We start from the raw sequence: 18,431 nt of genomic DNA, 5'->3' as shown, positions 1-18,431 counted from the left end.
GCATGTTGATCCATGAGTTGATCCGGCAGCAAGCGGAAGTTGCGCCACGACGCACCGCCCTGCGCGATCACGCGCGTGAAGTGGATTATGTCGCGCTGGCGAAGGAAGTCGCGTGTGCGGCCAACCTGTTTCTCGATCTGGGGCTGGGCCGCCGCGATCGCGTGGCCGTGTACATGGACAAGCGCATCGACACGGTTGCCGCCCTGTTCGGCGCCGCTGCCGCGGGCGGTGTGTTCGTACCGGTCAATCCGCTGCTCAAGCCCGAGCAGGTCGGGCATATCCTCCAGGATTGCAATGTCCGCATCCTCGTCACCACGCCGGAACGCCTGGAATTGCTGCGCCCGGTTTTTCCCGCCTGTCCGGATTTGCGATGCGTGGTTGCGGTTTCCGACCAGGCGCTGCCGCCGATGGCAAATCTGGCCTGCGTAAACTGGTCCGAGCGCTCGAACGTCGCGCCCGTGCCGCCGCACCGAACCATCGACGCCGACATGGCGGCGATCCTGTATACCTCCGGCAGCACCGGCAAGCCGAAAGGCGTGGTGCTGTCGCATCGCAACCTCGTCGCGGGTGCGGATAGCGTTTCGCATTACCTGGAAAACCGGCCGGAAGACCGCATCCTTGCGGTGCTGCCGCTGAGTTTCGATTACGGCCTGAGCCAGCTCACCACCGCTTTCCGTGTCGGGGCCTCTGCTGTGCTGATGAATTATCTTTTTCCGCGCGACGTGATCCAGACCGTGGCCCGCGAAAGAATTACCGGGCTGGCCGCCGTGCCGCCGCTTTGGATACAGCTCGCGCAACTGGACTGGCCCGTCGGCATAGAAGCGCATCTGCGCTATATCACCAATTCCGGCGGCGCGATGCCGATTGCCACGCTGACCGCACTGCGCACCAAGCTGCCCAAAACCCGGCCCCATCTGATGTACGGCCTGACCGAGGCGTTTCGCTCCACCTGGTTACCGCCGGACGAATTGGATCGCCACCCCGGCTCCATCGGCAAGGCGATCCCCGGTGCCGAGGTGCTGGTGGTGCGCAAGGATGGCACGCTTTGCCAGCCGAACGAACCGGGCGAACTGGTACAGCGCGGCGTGCATGTCACGCTGGGGTACTGGAACGACCCCGAGAAAACCGCTGAGCGCTACCGGCCCGCACCGGGGATGCCTATGGGGCTGCCCATGCCGGAAATGGCCGTCTGGTCCGGCGACACGGTAAAGATGGATGAGGAAGGTTTTCTGTACTTCATCGGACGGCACGACGACATGATCAAGACTTCCGGCTACCGGGTCAGCCCGACCGAGGTGGAGGAAGTGATCTACGCCACCGGCCTGGTGGCGGAAGCAGCGGCGGTCGGGATGTCTCACCCCGTGCTGGGCCAATCGGTAGCCGTGGCGGTTTACACGTCGGATCAAGACGGCTCGATCAGCGAAAAACTCATGGCCGCATGCCAGCGGCAATTGCCGGCCTATATGGTCCCGGACCGGATCGCCGTCCGGGAGGAGCCCTTGCCGCGCGGCCCCAACGGCAAATTCGACCGCAGACAACTGGCCGAAGAGCTGGCTGGCCTGTGCGAGAAGGCGCCATCATGAACCGTCCCGTCCACCACCTCCAGAATCCGCCCTTCCCGGTCGAGGATAACTGCCTCAACATCGGCGGCATGCCGCTCACCCTGCTGGCAGAACAGATTACCGGCACGCCTTTCTATGCCTATGACAGCCACCTGATCACCGAGCGCGTTGCCCGCTTGCGCGCCGCATTGCCGCCGGACATTCATTTGCATTACGCGATCAAGGCCAACCCGATGCCGGCCGTCGTGCGGCATTTTGCCGGGCTGGTAGACGGTTTCGACGTGGCATCGGAGGGGGAGTTGAAGGTCGCTCTGGATACGCCCATGCAGCCAGCCGGCATCAGTTTCGCCGGACCGGGAAAGTCGGACCGGGAATTACGCGACGCGGCGATAGCCGGCATCGTGGTGAGTGTGGAATCCGAACACGAGGTGGAGCGGCTGGCGCGATTAGCCGCCCCCCTTGGATTGCGCCCCAAAGTCGTGGTGCGGGTAAATCCGGATTTCGAGTTGCGTTCGTCCGGCATGCAGATGGGAGGCCGCGCCAGCCAATTTGGCGTGGATGCCGAGCGGGTGCCCGCGTTGCTCGCGTGCATGCCGGAATTGCCTCTCGAGTTTTACGGCTTCCATATTTTTTGCGGCTCGCAGAATTTACGCGCCGAATCGTTGATGGAAGCGCAGCGCAACACGTTCGATCTGGCCCGGCGCCTGGCCGCTCATGCGCCAGGGCCGGTGAAACTACTCAACCTGGGCGGCGGGTTCGGCATCCCTTACTTTCCCGGCGAGCAGCCGCTGGACCTGGAGGCGGTGGGAACCCATCTTGCCGGATTGATGCCGGATGCGCGGCGCGATTTCCCCGAAGCCCGGTTCGTGCTCGAACTGGGCCGTTATCTGGTCGGCGAGGCGGGGATATACGTATGCCGCGTCCTCGAACGCAAGTTTTCGCGCGACCAGCTGTTTCTCATCACCGACGGCGGGCTGCATCACCATCTTGCCGCCTCCGGTAATTTCGGCCAGGTGATCCGCAAGAATTATCCGGTCATTGTCGGCAACCGGGTCGTCCCCGAAAGCGCGGCGGCACTCGCGTCCGTCGTCGGACCGCTTTGCACCCCGCTCGACCTGCTGGCCGACAAGATGGAACTGGGGCATGCGTGCGAAGGCGACCTGATCGTAGTCTTGCAATCAGGAGCCTACGGTCTGACGGCAAGCCCGACTGCTTTCCTCAGCCATCCGGCGCCGGCAGAGATTTTTCTATGAGCCGCTTGAAACAGGAATAAACCAGTACTCCCCCACAACTTGACGAAGGAAAATCAAATGCCCGAGACAAAAGTGAGTCGTGAATGGGACGCTACCCGGCATTACAAGAATCCGGATATTGCGCAGGAATACGATCGGGTTCGTTTTTCGAGTCTTCCCGGCCGCGTATTCAACAATCAGGAAAAAAGCATCATTCGCGAGTGTTTCAGCAGCTTGCCGCGCGACACCGTCGTGCTCGATTTGCCTTGCGGCACAGGCCGCCTGGCAGAGACACTGCTTGAATCCGGCCTGCGCGTGCATGGTGCCGACATTTCCGATGAAATGCTGGCGGTAGCAAGAAAACGACTGGCAAGCCATGGCGACCGTTTTACTACCGAGGTCACCGATGCCTTCAAGCGTACCGGTGGCGAACCCCTGTTCGAAGCCACTCTGTGTGCCAGGGTGCTGATGCATTTCCCTTTGGAGACACAGATCGAGTTCCTTCGTGGCGTAGCCTCCATGACGCGCAATTTCGTGGTCATCAATCACTCGCTGAATTCGCCCTACCAGCGTTTCAGGCGTCGGATCAAAAAACTGCTCCACCACCAGCGGCCGGCACGCCATCCCATTACCAACAACGAGATCAAGCGCCTGCTGTCGGAAGCCGGGCTAAGGGAAATTGGAAGGCGTCGTATCAATTCGCTCATAAGCGAAGCGGTTTATATCGTCGCCGAGAAGATTCGTTGAATGTGGCAAAAGCTGCGTGCCCGGCGCTGGGAAAGCTTCGACTTCTGGGGCCTGGCATGCGCCGCATGTGGCAGCCGCAAAGGGTGGCGCGTTTTCAATGGCTCGCGGCGGCTGTATTCCTACGTGGCCGCAGCGACATGCCGGGAATGCGGCGCGAAATATTTTCTTAAAAAATACCGCCGTGCCGGCCCGGAAAAGGAATGCGAAGCGCTGCGCGAATACCGGGTTTTGCAGCAGCTGGAAAGCGATCAAAGCAATCCGCCGCTGGCGCCGCATGTCTACGATATTTCCTCTGCAACCTGCGCCTTTTCCATGGAGCTCTTGACCGGGCAAACCCTGGATGCGCACATAAAACAGATACCCCGGTATCAGGCGCTGGACGACAGCCTCCGCCTCGCGGCAAGCTGGCTGCGCAAACTGCATTCTTCGCCGATTCAGTGCAAAACCGGAAAACCCTATGCGCAACTGCTCGGTCAAATCGAAACGAGCGGCGCCCCACTGGCGGTACGGAACAAAGTGGCCCGCAACGGATTTGAGTGGATGCGCCAAGACCTGGCCGAGATCGAACAGCATCCCGCCGAGCAAGTCCCCTTGCATGGCGATTTCAAGGCATCCAACCTGATCCAGACGAATACCGGCGTCTATGGCATCGATATCGGTTTGCGCTTCATGAACGCGGGCGCCATGGACGCTGCCCAGTTCATGGCAGACCTGCTGCTTAATCGCAGGATAAAACGGTACGGCAACCATGATATTGCGCATATGGTGGAAGTATTCATGCAGGCTTATGGCGACAACTCGCCGGAGAGCCGCCAACGCACGGTATGGTGGCTTTTATACTTCCTGCTCTCGTGGTGGGAAAGAGCACTGGAAGGATGGGCGCCCGCACTGCTGGCGGATAGGCTTTATTCCGGCGCCCTTGCGGAGGTGATCGCATTTCGCGAAGAGTGTGATGGATGCGATAAATCCCGCGCTGCGTGATGGCAGATATTGTCACTCGCTTCTTGACCAAGGAGATGCCCATGAAGCTCTTTTCGTTCATACGCTCCCGCCAGATCGCCGGAGGCGACAATGATTAAGATTCGCACGGGCCAGGCGCCCGCCCAACTCGATCGTGCGGAATTTGGCACCCGGTTTCGGGCCGTCTTCCGGGATCCGGCCTTTGCTGCGGAAGAGCAATCCATCGCAAGACTTGAAGAGATCGCCTGGCAAGCCTATACCGAAGAACGCAAGTCTCCTTTCAAGCAAAAAGCAGGGCCGGGATATGCCGATCCGGACTATGAGTTGTCAGCCGAATGGGTTGCCACGAAACATCGCATCGATGCGGCGCAAGAAAAATGGGCCGACCCGGCCAGCCCCTCACGCGTATTGCTGATCTGCGGCTCGGCGCGCAACGAGGGCACCTGCTCCAGCGAGATGTCCAAAACATTCCGGCTATTGGGAATTGCACGCGAAACGCTGGAACTGGTCAACATCCAGACCGATGTGCTCGACCTGAGCCTGCTCACCTCCGAATACGGCCGCAACATCCACCCTTGCAAAGGCTGCGTGTCCACGGCGATGCCGCTATGCCACTGGCCATGCAGTTGCTACCCCAACCACGCGCTCAACCAGACCAACGACTGGATGGCCGAAATCTATGAGCGCTGGACCGCCGCGCACGCGGTCATCATTGTCACGCCGGTATATTGGTACCAAAGTCCCAGCCCGTTGAAACTGATGATCGACCGCCTGGTATGCGCCGACGGCGGAAATCCCGATCCCACCACGACGTCAGGCAAGGATGCCGACAAGGCGAAAGCGCTCGAAATGGCCGGATGGGACTATCCCCAACATTTGGCCGGGCGTGTATACGGCCTGATCGTGCACGGCGATGTGGCCGGCATTGAAAGCTCGCGTCAGGCTCTCACGGACTGGCTGGACTGGATGGGTTTCATCGATGCGGGCGCGCAAGCGCGATTGGACCGCTACATCGGTTATTACGAACCCTACGCAAGCAGCCACGAAGCGCTGGACCGTGATGTGTCCGTGCAGGAAGAAGCACGCAATGTAGCTCGCGCTGTAGCCAAAGCCGTGGCCGAGTTGCGCGCCGGCAGGCTTCAGGCGGTACAACCTGCGCTATCGCGTCCGCGCCCGAAATAGAAGCTGGTGTCAGCGGGCATTATTATCATTTGAGCGAGAGTGACAAAGGCCCGCACCACATGACGGTGTTGCAAACCAGGAGTTGGTTGCTGAGGAAGCCAAGGCTTACACCCAAAAATCCCACGATTGTTGCTAAAGGGCTGCCAACGAAGACATGGCGCTTTGATATGCTCGCAGCAATGAGGGCCCCGATCAATGCACCGGGCAATGAGAAAAGATGTCCTAATCCAAGTAAGCCATCTGGGCGAGAGGCTCCCCAGTTAATGAGCAAGTAGGAAATAAACGTGATGGATAAGGCGAGAGAGGCACCGAAGAAGAAGAAAGGTTTGGGCCGAATAATTGCGCAGAGGCCAAGAATAGCAAATGGCACAAATAGGTAGTACCAAAGGCCAATGTAGAGAGCATCACCTTCAATTAAGACAAATGCAGCCATGGCGAATGCAACTATAGCCGCAAGGCAGATATCGATTGGGCGGGATGGTGTCATGAAAGGCTAACGTTCGACATAAGGAGCCGCGTTTTAGACGCTCCGCTTGATGGTTGAGTTAGGCATCAATTCATAGCCCTGTGAGGCTAATTCCGAACTTGGCATTTGTAACCACGAAATCTTTATGAATAAGAGCAAGTTGCCATCGCCTGGACACAAGCACTCCCACCAGTTTTTCTAAGTCACAGTACAGGAAATCATGACGACCCTTGATGCCTGAAAATGTACTATTCGGTACCCAATGGCATTTGAAGCCTTTTTCTTCAAGGATAGGTTTCGCTTGTCTCGCATCAGAACCTAATGGGGCTAGCAAGAGAAGCTGATTTTTAGCTTCTGTTTCTTCATGGCTAAAAGGTCCATCACACCCTGCAAGAAGCAACAGCCCCACAATACTTAGCCAAATTCGCATTGGAGGTGCCTAACGTCGAAAGTAAGGGGCTGGCCGCCCGGAGCGATGGCCGGAGCCGAAAGAGTTGAAGTCACCGTTCGCCGTAAAGACGTAGCTATTCGGCCAGGCCCGCTTGACTGCGGGGTTAGGCTGTAACCATGAAGCGACAAGCATGAATAGCCGGAAACGTAGTGGTGCGTACAGAAACATTATGAATATTTAAAAGTAACCAAAATTAATGCAAAAATTAAAGCTACAAATAGTAGCCCAATAATTGCACGCATAATGCGCACCCAACGGTGACGCTTGGCGACCTTGTCAATAGCTATGTCAGCCGATGCTGCGACGGCAATTTCAACTATATCATCAATCATTTGGCGCCTAACGCGGGCATAATGGGGACACTTTAGCGCGTCCCCATTGATGAATGGGAGGCATGCACATCTTCAATTTCTGTAAACCACAGCGAGCCGAATTTCTCCCAGCTGAATGTGTAGCTTTTGTTGAGATTTACCATCACGGGCTTCCCCCCTATGGGAACAGATAGTTGACCACTGGGAAATGTATAGCCATGTGAAATATCGTAAGCCCAGCACTTACCACTCTTTAACTTTGGCGAGCACAGAAAGATCAGCCGCAAGCATTGCAGCATCTTCATGAAAACGCAAGGCGGTCACCAATTAAATTGATTAAATACATTAACTTATGCGTATCGCATAAGCTTGTTGATATCCCAAAAAACACAGATTTATGGTGCGCCTAGTCGATGAATTATGAGAGCGCTGACTCGGTAACCGCTTCATATCTTCGTCGCAAGATTGCCTAACAACGATGGGATGAAACGATATGCGTTTCTGCTCCATGGGGTGAATCGGGGCAACTGGAACGGATCGCTTGTCCTGACGGCGACACCCGGCTGTGTGGAAAGCGCACCCTCGAAGCCCAGCTTGCGGACAATCGCCGCCTGCTCTGGCAAATAATCTTTTCCGGGCTTGCCGTTGGGGTAGGCAAACAGTCGTATCCGCTTTCCCACCGTCGCTTCGAGAAACGCCTTGCCCTCGGCAATCTCCTTGCGCACCGCGTCGTCGTCCATTTTGGCGAGGATGGGGTGGCGGGCGGTATGGGCGCCGATGTCCATGCCGGTGTCATGCAGGCTGCGGAGCTGATTGGTGGTCATCATCATATCTTCCGGAAGCGGGCCGCAATCGGCGAGATCGCAAAGCCGCGCGACGGTTATCTCGCGCTCATCCGGCGGCAGGGGTTTTACCTTGGGCAATATCTGGCCAATGGCACGGGCCCGGGCTTCGGACGAGCCCAGATCGTGCTGTCCCAGGCCGAGTGCATTCAGATCAAGCTGATCGTGCGGGGTGCGGCGGATAGCTTCGATCACCGTATCGTTGAACATGCGGCCGCCATCGAGATAGGCCGTGGCAATGAAAAACGTCGCCGGCAGGCCGTGCCGCTGCAAGATGGGGAGCGCGATGGTGACGTTGTCCGCATAGCCGTCATCGAAAGTGATGCTGGCGGCACGGGCGGGCAGCGAGCCTGTTTTCAGCCGTTCGACCGCCTCGGCAAGCGGCAGCACGTTGAACACGGCTTTCAGCAGGGACATATGGGCGTCGAACGTATCGGCGGTGGCTTCGTGCGGGAAGAGCGGGTCCGGCGTCGCGAGCACGCGATGAAAGATCAGGATGCTGAGACACCCCTCCGGCCCCTCCGGGGCGAGCCGGTTTCCGAGTAATCGGTAGAGCGGATTCGCGAGCGTGTCGATCATCGGCTGCGGAACGGATCACTCATGCTCATACGCCCCCACGTCGATCTTGCCTGCCACGGGGCGCGGCTCACTGCCGGCCTTGTGCACGTATTGCTCGGTGGGTTGCAAAGAGAAACCGTTCGCGGTTCCCGGCTCGATGCCGGCATTCAGGGCTTCGGCTTTCAGTCGCAGGTGGTAGTCGTAGGCCAGGGGTGAAATCAGCTCGTTCTTGTCGCCCCGGACATTGTTCGATTGCTCCGCCCCCGCGGCGTTGATCACGCCTCTTCCGATAAACAGATTATTCACAATGCGCGCCGGGTTGGTGCCGGGTTTGACGAAGACGAACGCCCCGCCTTGCGGACGATCATTGACCACGGTGTTGTTGACGAGATAAAACTCGTTGGCGTCGTATTTCAGGCCTTCCGCGCCGTAACTGATGATGCCGGAGTTCTCCGATATCTGGCCTTGCTGGACCAGGTTACCGATCACGTAGGCGATGCCGCCGTTGGAGATATCGATGTTGTAGCTGGAATTGCCGTCATATTCATCCGTGATGCGGTTGTACAGGATGTAGTTGGTCTGGGCGCGGGTCTTGACGGTGTGGCCGATGCGCGAATGATGGCTGTAGCTGTATTTGAGCGTGAAACTGCGCACCGCGCCGATATACATGTTGTGGGTCTTGCCGTCGCCGGCTCCGTTGTTGGCGAACTCGCTGTTTTCGACCACGATGTCGCTGTTTTTATTCGAGCCGGTCAGGATGCCGTTCTGGTTATCGTGAAAGTAGCAGTTGCGTATCGTAAGGCCGGTACCTTCCGCCCGAACCCCCGAACCGTTTCTGTCCCGCACCCTGGCGCCGGAAAACTCGATGTTTTCGATGGTGATGTTATTGCCCTTGATCAGCCAGATGCCCTTGCCTGCCACACTCGCGCCATCCGCCTGCATATGCGCCATGCCGCCGACCCCGCGCAGCGTGAGGTTGTTATGCTTCCATAGGGCGACATCCTTGGGATAAACGCCGGCATCGATTTCGACGATATCGCCGTCTCGCGTGTATTTCGCCGCAATACTGGGAGACAGGTATTTCTTGCCCACTCCCACTTGCAGCGTGGCGGCGTCCGCCGCATTGAAAAACCCGGAAATCGCCAGCAGCAGGCTGCCGCAAACCAGAAAGCGCATTCGTGCAAGATTTTGGTTCATTTCAAGCTCCTCGATCATTCCCTGAAGGCTCGCGCCAACGCGTATTGCAGCCCATACCAGGCCATGCCCAGCCATTCATGGGCCGCATACCGGGAGCGGCGCAGCCCCTCGGAACCCGGCAGAAAATCAAGCACTTCCAATCGCTCCCGGCTGAAGAACAGGGTGGGAGCGCCGATCACCTCCAGGCCTTCGTGGGCGAACGCCACCCGGGAGCGGCGCATATGCATGGCATCGGTCACCAGCAATATGCGGCGCACGCCGGCTTGCCGAAGAATCGCCGCCGAAAATGCTGCGTTTTGCGCTGTATTGTCCGATTTGTCTTCGATCCATTGCACAGGCGTCGCGAAATCTTCCTGCAGGACGTGCGCCATGCCGCTTGCCAACGATATGTCGCGCTTGCCCGTCTTTCCGTAACCGCCTGAAACCAGCAGCGGGAGACCGGTTTCCCGTTGCAGTTTCGCCGCGTAGCGCGCCCGGGCGAGCCCGATATAGTCCGGGATATCCAGGCCGCCATACTCCGGGCTGTTTTCGAGCCGTCCGGCGGATAGCACGACGATCGCCTGTGCCCCGTTCGCGGATTCCAGCGGCGGTTCGAGGTTTTCCAGCGGGCGCAGCAACAGCCATGCCCCGGCGTTGGTACACAATACAAATAGCAAGGCGAGTGCTCCGCCGCACACGATGCGCCCAAGCCGCAGCCACCAGAATCGCAATATCCATCCTGCGCCATAGAGCAGGAAGAGACTCAGCGGCGGCAACACCAGCATCCGGACGACATCCATGGCGCTCGTGCTCATGGATGCCGCACGGCAGCGCTGCAAAACGATTTACTTGATTCCATGGCGGCTCATCAGGTCGTAAAGCGTCGGGCGGCTGACGCCGAGCAACTCCGCCGCCCTGAGGATATTGCCGTCCACGCGCGCAAGCGCCTTTACCAGCGCCTTGTATTCGGCCTCATCGCGCACTTGGCGCAGATTGATCGGCATTTCCGGCGCGGATACCGTCGGCAGTCCGAGATCCTCCGCAGTGATTTGCGGCCCTTCGGCCATGATCACGGCACGCTTGATGCAGTTTTCCATCTCCCGCACATTACCCGGCCACGGATAGCTCTCGATCAGGGCCAGCGCCTCGGCGCTGAAACCCAGCGCGTAAGATCCTTCCTGGGCACTGAACTTGTTCTTGAAGTGATGCGCCAGCAGAGCGGCGTCCCCCACCCGGTCGCGCAGCGGCGGGATCGGGATCACGATCTCGCTCAGCCGGTAATACAGGTCTTCGCGGAAACGCTTCTCCGCGATCAGCTCTTGCAGGTTCTGGTGCGTAGCGCAGACAACGCGCACGTCGACGGGGATTTCCTCGCGCCCGCCGACGCGTTCAATGACCCTTTCCTGCAAAAAGCGCAACAGTTTCGCCTGCAGGGGCATCGGCAGATCGCCTACCTCGTCGAGAAAAAACGTACCGCCGCTGGCCAGTTCGATTTTGCCCAGGGTCTGCTTGGCAGCACCGGTATAGGAGCCCTTCTCATAGCCGAACAGCTCGCTCTCCAGCAGGTTTTCCGGGATAGCCGCGCAATTGATGGCGATAAAGCGCTTGCTCGCACGAGGGCTCAATTGGTGCAGCGCGCGCGCCAGCACCTCCTTGCCCGTTCCGCTGTCACCCAGCAGCATCACGGCGGCATCCGCAGGCGCCACTTTTTCCACATTGCGGCAGACTTTGAGCATACCCGGATCGCGGCTGATGATGCCGGACATGGGGGAATCCGCCTGCGACTGCAACAGCCCGCGATTTTCCTGCTGCAAGGCATGGAGGAAAAACGCCCGTTCGATCACCAGCCCCAGCAGTTCCGGGTCGCAAGGCTTCTGGTGAAAATCGTAAGCGCCCAGGCCGATGGCCTTTACCGCATTGGCGTGATCCTGATTGCCGGTCAGCACGATCACCTTGGTATCCGGCGCGAGCGCGAGTATCTGTTGCAGCGTGGCCAGCCCTTCGGTGGCGCCATCCGGATCCGGCGGCAGCCCGAGATCCATGGTCGCCACGGCCGGCTCGTACCGCCGCACCATCGCCAGCGCACTTTCGCGGTCCTGCGCCACCTGCACGCTGTAGGCGTCAAAACTCCAGCGCAGCTGCTTTTGCAGGCCCGGGTCGTCTTCGATGATCAGCAGATTTCTTTTGTCCTGTTTCATTTAGAAGCCTATTTCAGTAGTAAACAAAAGTGCGCCGGCCATGCAGTGCGCGCAGGCCAGGCACGAGTCGCGACTCCAGCCTCTTACCCGTAAACGGCTTTCTCGACGGCGTCATTTCCGCTGTACAACGGCAGAATGACACGGAAAGTGGTACCGTTAGTCTCGCTGCTGGCCACTTCAACCTGACCACCCAGCTCATGGATATATTCCCTGCTTTCGAACACCCCTATCCCCATGCCTGCCGCTTTCGTGGACTCGAAAGGCTTGAACAGGCGTTCATGCATGAACTCCGCGCTCATGCCATGACCGGTATCCCGCACCTCGACAATGGCGGTACCCTCCTTTTTGGCAAGGCTTACCACCACTTGCCCGTCCTTGGGCGTCGCTTCAATCGCATTCTGGATCAGGTGTCCGATCACCCGTTCGAGGCTGGCCCGGTTGGCCAATACTTCCAGGCTGCCGTCCTGTATCTCCAGCACCGGCTTCGGCTCGGCGACCGATTTATCGGCCACGGCCTGCTGCAAGACCTTTTCGATCAGCAGCGGCACCGGCTGCTCCATGCTGTTTCCGGCACTGAGCTTCTGCAGCAATCGCCGCATCTTCTGCACCGAGAGGTCCACCGTTTCGAGCATGTCTTTCTGGAACTCCGGATTGGCCTTGTGCTTTTCGGCATTGGATAGCAGCAGCGACAACTGGGAAACCAGGTTTTTCAGGTCATGTACGACAAAGGTCGACATCCGATTAAAGGATTCGAACTGGCGCGCCACCAGCAGCGCATTCGCCGCTTCCTGCTGCGCCAGATAGCTGGCGGCCTGGTTGCCGGCGATCTTGAGCAGGTCGCTCACTTCCCAGTTCAGCTTGACCTTGCTTCTGGGCTGCGTCAGCACCACGAAACCGAACAGTTTCCGATGCAGCATGAGCGGCACTACCAGCCATGCCTTGGGAATCGACGACAACCACTGCGGCATGGGGCAGGCGCCATAGCGCTCGGGGCTGGCCTGATATTCCTGCAGGTCGATGACCCATTGCCGGGTTTCCAGAAACCGGCAGAACGCGCTCTCGGCTGGCTCGATACGCTGTCCCACCGGAATATTCCAGTGCGTCACCGGTTCGTAATTGCCGGGCTCCCGCAATATCCACAAGCCGCCGCCGGGGCTCTCCACCAGCTCGGCAATGGCTTGGACGGCACGTTCGCCCAACCCTTGCCCGTCATCGGACAAGGTACGGGTGAAGCGCAGCCATTCTTCCCGGTAATCGTAGTTGTAACTGTAGAAATGCTTGCTGATGAATACCTTCAGCCAGGAGCGCAAGGTGCCCGAAAACAGCACGCTCGCCAGCAGAATCACCGCGCCGAACAGGAAAACCGCTTGCAGGAAGGTGCCCCAGCTCCCTCCGAAAATCCGCAACAAATAACCAGCGGCGGCCATGGCGAGCAAGTAAAAAGCCGCGCCGAACAAGGCTGCGGAATGAAACAGGATGCGGCGCGATACCGAGATGCCCAACGACCAGCGCGGATTGCGCGCGGCCGCGATAGCAATGAGAGGCACGATCAAGGCATTGACGGCCCCGCGTGCCGCCCAGATTTCAGGATTGAGCTGCCGGAAAAGCATGGCGTCGCTGTACAGATAGAAATCGTAAGCGAACATTCCGCCTATGCCCAGGCAGAGGTATTTGATGCCCCAGCGCTCCTTCGGCGGCGTATTGCGGTATAGCTGCTCCACCAGGATCATGCCGATCACCGCCATCGCCACGCGCCCGACGATACTGGTCACAAAGGCGACAACCCCGTAGGGATTCAATCCCGCCCAATAGAAATAAACGGTCGCAACAATGAGCAACAGGTAAAACGCGGCGATGGCCACCACGAACGGCCGGTGCCTGGCCACTGAAACCGCCTCTGCCGGCTTCAACGGCCCCAGCAGCATGATCAGGAAAACCGCCCAGCCCGCATTCCGCAAAATTCCAAAGGCATCGGTCAGGAAGGACAAAGGCAGACCCGAGGCGACATGATAGGCAATGGCCGTCGCCCAGGCCGCGGACAGCAGGCAGGCCGATGTGAGCATCATGCCGTGCAAGCGGCCGCGCCAGCTGGTCAGCAGCAGCACGGACAAGAACACGAACGCCACGGCCGCCGTGGCGTAGCTGAATACCGCTATGTTGACCAACATGGCATGCTGCGCTCCGGAGTCATCTCCCGCCCTTGCCAAATATCACTACGCGGATGGTATCGATCAGAATAATGATGTCGAGGAACAAGCTGTTGTTCTTGACGTAAAACAGGTCGTACTGGAGCTTCTGTATGGCATCCTCGACCGAAGCCCCATAGCGATAACGTACTTGCGCCCAGCCGGTAATCCCCGGCTTGATGCTGTGCCGCACGTGGTAATAAGGAAGTTTCGCCGAAAGTTGCTCCACAAAATACGGCCGTTCGGGCCGGGGGCCGACGAAGCTCATTTCCCCTTTCAGCACATTGAGTATCTGGGGGAGTTCGTCTATCCTCAACTGGCGAATGATCCGACCAACCCGGGTGGTGCGGGGGTCGTTCTCGCATGCCCATTGGGGCTTTCCTTTTTCCTCGGCGTCATTGCGCATGCTGCGGAACTTCAGAATCATGAAGTGCTGGCCGTCCTTGCCCACTCTTTCCTGCCGATACACGATGGATTTACGGTCTTCGAGAAAAATGCACAAAGCCGTTATCAGCATGATCGGGAGCGTGACGATCAGGAGCGCCAGGCTTGCGAGCAGATCGAACGTCCTTTTGATGCTGATTCGCAACTTGCTCTGGTCGAAGCCATCGTTGAACACCAGCCAGCCCGGCTGGAGCGAATCCATCAACACCTGCCCCATCTCGCGCTCGAAAAATGTTTCCGTATCGCTCACGCGTACTCCATGCAACTTGCATTTGAGAAGCTCCTGAATGGAAAAATGCTCGCTGCGCCGATTCCGGACCGCGACGACGATCTCATTGATGCGATATTTGCTCACCATCGACATCAACGGCGACCCATCCGCCGACAAAACCATCGCGGGCGACACCTGACACACTTCATTCGGCATCGGGATAAAACCGACAATCTGGAATTTATCGAATGTGGGGTTCTTCTCGACCAGGATGCTGCACTCCTTGGCCAGCCGGCCCGTGCCCAACACCATGATTCGATTTTTCTGGAGGTGAGCATTGGACCAGCGGTAAAAGATGAGCCGCGTCAGAAAAATTCCCGTCGCGGTAATCAACATGACGTTTCCCAATATCCCGCGGCCGACATAAGTCTCCGGCACCCAATAGAAAATCAGGACAATGAACCCCAGTCCGAACGCCATGGCACGCATCAGGCGGAGCAGGGTTTTGCGGAAATCTTCCCGGTACCCGAGTTGATACATCCCCACCGCGGCCATGCTCAAGAGCATCACCAATGCAAAGGCACTGGCATATGGAAATATATTGATGAGCGGTTCGGCGACTACGTAGGGAGGGCTAAAGAATAATTCGAAAAAACGGATGGACACACCAAGGTAAACTGCGGCCATCATGATAACGGCCTCGGTTACCAGCAGCATGGTCCCTGTAACGGCTACGTAGTGATGGAAACTTTTATACACTGTTTTCCTCCCGATTGTTTCGGGCTCATCGCAATCCGGCAAAATTGCGATCCATCGCGAGCGTTATTCCGCTTTTTCGCCCGTTAACCGGGCAAACTGCTTTTTATGTAGTTATTTTTGTGTTTTCTGTACTTAATCTATAAGGAAATACATCCCGCTGTTGCCGTAATACATGAAAGCCCATTGCTACCACGTCACAATTGAGCCGTCAATAGCCTTATATAATTTGTGCGTAACCACCAAGGTTGTCGATAGCCGCACCGAATTTCGATTCAGATATCACGGCTCCTTTTTTTTCTGCAGGAAATCACGCAGATAGCTGCTTGGAATGGCATAGGTGATTCCGCTTGGCTGGGCGAGCGCCGACTCTTTCAGGCCTTTGATCAAGACCATGTTGATGATTCCGTAAACGATGCCGGTATCGGGATCGTACAGAGGGCTCCCGCTGTTGCCGGGATATGCGGTTCCATCGAGTTGAAATACCGGGAAGGCCGACTTCTTGAGCTGGAGGATACTTTGCGAATCCAAACGCCTGGAATTGGCAGCAGGCAGAACTATCGGCGTAATCGAAGAAAGCATGCCTCGATGCGTGACCGGATGGAACCCGAGTATCATGCCTATCGGAAATCCGGTAAACGCAAACACTTGCCCCTCCCGAGCCGTGCCGGAATCCCCAATCTCCATCGCGGTCAGGGGCGGGCCGCTGATTTTGAGCAGAAGCAGATCGTGTTCCCTGTCCAGCCCCACCCGCGTGGTAATCCGCAGCTCTGTTTCCGTTTCGTTTTTGGCGACGATGACGACCAGGGCTTCCACCTTGCTGCCCTCCCCGCCATCGGGAATCACATGAGCGTTGGTGATGACCAGCGTTCCATCCCCCACCGCAAAGCCTGTTCCCAGGAAATTCACCGCGGGGCTGCGAGTTTTCTGATAAGTGCCTATGCCAACAATGGATGGCTTGAGCCGTTCGATGGTACGCGGTAACTCATCCCCCCATAGCGAGCCTGCAAAAATAAATCCCTGAAACAAAAATAAATATAGGAAAAAACTTTTAACGCCGAAAGCAACCCTCGCGAAGTCCATAACCTCCCCCCATGCGAATCTGAACCCGGAACACGCCTCCTGCTGTCAATCCTGAACAAAACGCACTGCATACACTGGCGGCAAATGACAGGGCACTGCGTTCCAGGCTACGCCGCCGTTTTCGCTCACCCAGAGATTGCCCGTGGTGGAGCCCATCGCCAGGCATTCGCCCCGCTCATCGACTGCCAGACCGTGGCGATATACCAGATCGTAGCTTTCCTCCTCCGGCAAGCCGGCAGCGAACGATGCAAAAGTTCTTCCGCCATCCTCGGTGCGGGTCACAACCAGTTTGCCATCCACAGGATACCGCTTCTCATCCTTGACCGCCGGGACAAACCACGCCGTATCCGGTTGCCGCGGATGCACGGCGACGGCAAAGCCAAAGCTTGAAGGATGGGCATTTATCTGGCCCCATGTAGCAGAACCATCAGTAGAGCGGAAAATGCCGTTGTGGTGTTGAATCCAGAAATTGTCAGGTGCGCCATGGCATTGCACCATGCGGTGAGGATCCTGGATGGCGGGGTTTTCTTCCTGGCCGGGCGGCATATACGCGGCCCACAAGCCTTTGGTCGCGGTACGCCAGTTGTTGCCATTATCCTCGCTCAACCATACACCGCCGCAGGATACGGCGATAACGATGCGATCGGGATTGCGGGGATCGACACAGATGGAATGGATGCCGGGCTCGTCGTAGCCTCCGCCCACCCATTGCTTGCGCAAGGGGTCATCCCACAGGCTTTGCATCATTTCCCAGCTCGCCCCGCGATCAGTGCTTTTAAACAAACCTCCGGGGATAGTGCCTGCCAAAAGCGTGCCTGGCGCGCCCACTTCCATCGACCAGATCATTTTCAGGCTGGGAGCATCCTCGCCGCCGATAGCGGCATAGGAAGGCACGCTCACCTCTTCCCAGTGCTGGCCATCGTCGTCGGAGCGATGCAGTTTGGTGCCGAAATGTCCAAGCTCCAGCGAGGCGTACAGCGTCTTGTCGTGCTGGTCTTGCAGCACCATGCCCACCGGTTCGCCGAGAAAACATCGATTGTGAATCGCCCAACTTCCCGGCTCGCGCCGACGAATATCGAACAGCCCCTTACGTGTCGCAACCAATACTCGATTAGCCATTGCCTGCTCCTCCACGTTGTTGATCAACCGCCGGATAGCGCCTGCATGATATAGAGATCATCCGCGTCGCCGAGCACGGTATCAAGCACGGTCTCGCGCGGCTGCATGGATCCACCCACAAAAATCGCGACATGCTTGCGCACCCGGCCCTGATCATCCAGCACATAATTCTTCAAGCGCGGGTAATCCACAGCGGCGGCATCGAGTACATCACGGACGGTCTCACCGCGATAAGTAGCCGGTTCCAGCGGGCCGACATCACCAAGCCTCTGCGCACATACGACATTCGCCATGCACTGTCCCTTAGAGCCTATTACAGTTGATCTCATCCCCGCATTGCTTGCACAGGCGCGAAACCCCATAAACGACGAAGCGGAAGTGGAGCAATCTCGCACTTCCGCTTCGCATTGACAACTAATATTCCCTATTTGATTTCAATTTTATTCTCGACAGATGTAACACCTTCCACTTCACGTGCGAGGGCTACCGCCCGGTCGGCTTCTGCCTGACTCTTGGCTGTCCCGCTCAAATACACAACCCCGGCTTTATCCGTATCCACTTTGATATGCATTGCGCTGACGTCTTTTTCCTTAGCCAATTTTGCTTTGATTTTGGTAGTGATGACCGAGTCTTTGACAAACTCCTTGGCGGATTCCTTGGCAGATGAACTGCGATCCGACTCACTACCGCCCCCGGTGTAATCGCTCGTATATCCAGCCACCGGTAACGCCAAGGCTCCCATCAATGCCAGACTGATCGCTAATTTGCTTTTCATGATGACCCTCCTTCTGATTTAACCATTAGGAATTATTTAGAACCTTGCGTTTCGCGGATCGTTCCGCATTGATTTCTTTCTTCTTTCTGCCATAACTTGTGAAAACTCGCACTCATCCAGGCAATTCGGCGTGAAACTCGGGTCTGGCGGAAGCCGCGATTCACTTTCCTGA

General features: G+C 57.6%; 18 protein-coding genes. 5 read left to right on the top strand and 13 right to left on the bottom strand.

Features of this window, described 5'->3' with window-relative positions:
- The first annotated feature begins 2 nt into the window (after positions 1-2).
- The 5 genes from A7976_RS13890 (at position 3) to A7976_RS13870 (ending at position 5,683) form a co-directional block, all read left to right on the top strand.
- The gene (locus tag A7976_RS13890) at positions 3-1,583 is read left to right on the top strand and encodes an acyl-CoA ligase (AMP-forming), exosortase A system-associated (RefSeq protein ID WP_067113195.1); all 1,581 of its coding nucleotides are present in this window, start codon (positions 3-5) and stop codon (positions 1,581-1,583) included.
- Positions 1,580-2,815, top strand: a complete 1,236-nt coding sequence (locus A7976_RS13885; protein ID WP_067113192.1) for a pyridoxal-dependent decarboxylase, exosortase A system-associated — start codon at positions 1,580-1,582, stop codon at positions 2,813-2,815. The genes A7976_RS13890 and A7976_RS13885 overlap by 4 nt, the downstream gene beginning before the upstream one ends.
- A 57-nt stretch (positions 2,816-2,872) precedes the next feature.
- Positions 2,873-3,541, top strand: a complete 669-nt coding sequence (locus tag A7976_RS13880; RefSeq protein ID WP_067113189.1) for a methyltransferase domain-containing protein — start codon at positions 2,873-2,875, stop codon at positions 3,539-3,541.
- A complete protein-coding gene (locus A7976_RS13875) occupies positions 3,542-4,522 on the top strand; it encodes a phosphotransferase (RefSeq protein ID WP_067113187.1) in 981 nt (326 codons plus the stop codon).
- A gap of 90 nt (positions 4,523-4,612) precedes the next feature.
- Positions 4,613-5,683, top strand: a complete 1,071-nt coding sequence (locus A7976_RS13870) for a flavodoxin family protein (protein WP_067113176.1) — start codon at positions 4,613-4,615, stop codon at positions 5,681-5,683.
- A 25-nt stretch (positions 5,684-5,708) separates the two neighbouring features.
- Here the strand turns inward: A7976_RS13870 and A7976_RS13865 are convergent, their stop codons facing one another.
- The 13 genes from A7976_RS13865 to A7976_RS13815 all read right to left on the bottom strand — a co-directional run bounded on the left by A7976_RS13865 (position 5,709) and on the right by A7976_RS13815 (position 18,259).
- On the bottom strand, positions 5,709-6,116 hold the full coding sequence (locus tag A7976_RS13865; protein WP_067113166.1) for a hypothetical protein: 408 nt from the start codon (positions 6,114-6,116) through the stop codon (positions 5,709-5,711).
- 124 nt (positions 6,117-6,240) lie between these two features.
- On the bottom strand, positions 6,241-6,579 hold the full coding sequence (locus A7976_RS15100; protein WP_131801035.1) for a hypothetical protein: 339 nt from the start codon (positions 6,577-6,579) through the stop codon (positions 6,241-6,243).
- A gap of 188 nt (positions 6,580-6,767) precedes the next feature.
- Positions 6,768-6,932 (bottom strand): hypothetical protein, encoded by a 165-nt coding sequence (locus tag A7976_RS15235; protein ID WP_165601748.1) that lies wholly within the window; start codon positions 6,930-6,932, stop codon positions 6,768-6,770.
- A 425-nt stretch (positions 6,933-7,357) separates the two neighbouring features.
- Positions 7,358-8,332 carry a polysaccharide deacetylase family protein gene (locus A7976_RS13860; protein WP_067113163.1) on the bottom strand — a complete coding sequence of 325 codons (975 nt, stop codon included), beginning with the start codon at positions 8,330-8,332 and terminating at the stop codon, positions 7,358-7,360.
- A gap of 15 nt (positions 8,333-8,347) precedes the next feature.
- Complete coding sequence (locus A7976_RS13855) at positions 8,348-9,508, bottom strand: right-handed parallel beta-helix repeat-containing protein (protein WP_131801034.1); 1,161 nt, start codon at positions 9,506-9,508, stop codon at positions 8,348-8,350.
- 14 nt (positions 9,509-9,522) lie between these two features.
- Positions 9,523-10,302: a YdcF family protein gene (locus A7976_RS13850; RefSeq protein ID WP_067113308.1), complete on the bottom strand. Its 780-nt coding sequence runs from the start codon at positions 10,300-10,302 to the stop codon at positions 9,523-9,525.
- A 30-nt stretch (positions 10,303-10,332) separates the two neighbouring features.
- On the bottom strand, positions 10,333-11,685 hold the full coding sequence (gene prsR, locus A7976_RS13845) for a PEP-CTERM-box response regulator transcription factor (protein WP_067113159.1): 1,353 nt from the start codon (positions 11,683-11,685) through the stop codon (positions 10,333-10,335).
- Between the two features lie 83 nt (positions 11,686-11,768).
- A complete protein-coding gene (prsK, locus tag A7976_RS13840; RefSeq protein ID WP_067113156.1) occupies positions 11,769-13,853 on the bottom strand; it encodes an XrtA/PEP-CTERM system histidine kinase PrsK in 2,085 nt (694 codons plus the stop codon).
- 19 nt (positions 13,854-13,872) lie between these two features.
- Positions 13,873-15,285, bottom strand: a complete 1,413-nt coding sequence (locus A7976_RS13835; protein WP_067113154.1) for a TIGR03013 family XrtA/PEP-CTERM system glycosyltransferase — start codon at positions 15,283-15,285, stop codon at positions 13,873-13,875.
- Between the two features lie 279 nt (positions 15,286-15,564).
- Positions 15,565-16,191 (bottom strand): serine protease, encoded by a 627-nt coding sequence (locus A7976_RS13830; protein ID WP_240483896.1) that lies wholly within the window; start codon positions 16,189-16,191, stop codon positions 15,565-15,567.
- Between the two features lie 219 nt (positions 16,192-16,410).
- The gene (locus tag A7976_RS13825) at positions 16,411-17,484 is read right to left on the bottom strand and encodes a sialidase family protein (protein ID WP_067113305.1); all 1,074 of its coding nucleotides are present in this window, start codon (positions 17,482-17,484) and stop codon (positions 16,411-16,413) included.
- A 23-nt stretch (positions 17,485-17,507) separates the two neighbouring features.
- The gene (locus A7976_RS13820) at positions 17,508-17,777 is read right to left on the bottom strand and encodes a MoaD/ThiS family protein (protein ID WP_067113148.1); all 270 of its coding nucleotides are present in this window, start codon (positions 17,775-17,777) and stop codon (positions 17,508-17,510) included.
- A 131-nt stretch (positions 17,778-17,908) separates the two neighbouring features.
- Complete coding sequence (locus tag A7976_RS13815; protein ID WP_067113145.1) at positions 17,909-18,259, bottom strand: BON domain-containing protein; 351 nt, start codon at positions 18,257-18,259, stop codon at positions 17,909-17,911.
- Between the last annotated feature and the right edge of the window lie 172 nt (positions 18,260-18,431).

The sequence above is a fragment of the Methylobacillus sp. MM3 genome (assembly GCF_001645185.1).
GTDB lineage: Bacteria > Pseudomonadota > Gammaproteobacteria > Burkholderiales > Methylophilaceae > MM2.
The sequence above is the reverse complement of the archived record's forward strand: the minus strand, read 5'-3'. Positions and strand labels throughout refer to the sequence as shown.

Bases quoted from the DNA above. Each gene is read 5' to 3' on its own strand.
- A7976_RS13865 (WP_067113166.1), bottom strand. From the start codon at position 6,116: ATGGCTGCATTTGTCTTAATTGAAGGTGATGCTCTCTACATTGGCCTT.
- prsK (WP_067113156.1), bottom strand. From the start codon at position 13,853: ATGTTGGTCAACATAGCGGTATTCAGCTACGCCACGGCGGCCGTGGCG.
- A7976_RS13880 (WP_067113189.1), top strand. From the start codon at position 2,873: ATGCCCGAGACAAAAGTGAGTCGTGAATGGGACGCTACCCGGCATTAC.
- A7976_RS13815 (WP_067113145.1), bottom strand. From the start codon at position 18,259: ATGAAAAGCAAATTAGCGATCAGTCTGGCATTGATGGGAGCCTTGGCG.
- A7976_RS13850 (WP_067113308.1), bottom strand. From the start codon at position 10,302: ATGAGCACGAGCGCCATGGATGTCGTCCGGATGCTGGTGTTGCCGCCG.
- A7976_RS13825 (WP_067113305.1), bottom strand. From the start codon at position 17,484: ATGGCTAATCGAGTATTGGTTGCGACACGTAAGGGGCTGTTCGATATT.
- A7976_RS13870 (WP_067113176.1), top strand. From the start codon at position 4,613: ATGATTAAGATTCGCACGGGCCAGGCGCCCGCCCAACTCGATCGTGCG.
- A7976_RS15100 (WP_131801035.1), bottom strand. From the start codon at position 6,579: ATGCGAATTTGGCTAAGTATTGTGGGGCTGTTGCTTCTTGCAGGGTGT.
- A7976_RS15235 (WP_165601748.1), bottom strand. From the start codon at position 6,932: ATGATTGATGATATAGTTGAAATTGCCGTCGCAGCATCGGCTGACATA.
- A7976_RS13875 (WP_067113187.1), top strand. From the start codon at position 3,542: ATGTGGCAAAAGCTGCGTGCCCGGCGCTGGGAAAGCTTCGACTTCTGG.
- A7976_RS13885 (WP_067113192.1), top strand. From the start codon at position 1,580: ATGAACCGTCCCGTCCACCACCTCCAGAATCCGCCCTTCCCGGTCGAG.
- A7976_RS13855 (WP_131801034.1), bottom strand. From the start codon at position 9,508: ATGAACCAAAATCTTGCACGAATGCGCTTTCTGGTTTGCGGCAGCCTG.
- prsR (WP_067113159.1), bottom strand. From the start codon at position 11,685: ATGAAACAGGACAAAAGAAATCTGCTGATCATCGAAGACGACCCGGGC.
- A7976_RS13890 (WP_067113195.1), top strand. From the start codon at position 3: ATGTTGATCCATGAGTTGATCCGGCAGCAAGCGGAAGTTGCGCCACGA.
- A7976_RS13820 (WP_067113148.1), bottom strand. From the start codon at position 17,777: ATGGCGAATGTCGTATGTGCGCAGAGGCTTGGTGATGTCGGCCCGCTG.
- A7976_RS13860 (WP_067113163.1), bottom strand. From the start codon at position 8,332: ATGATCGACACGCTCGCGAATCCGCTCTACCGATTACTCGGAAACCGG.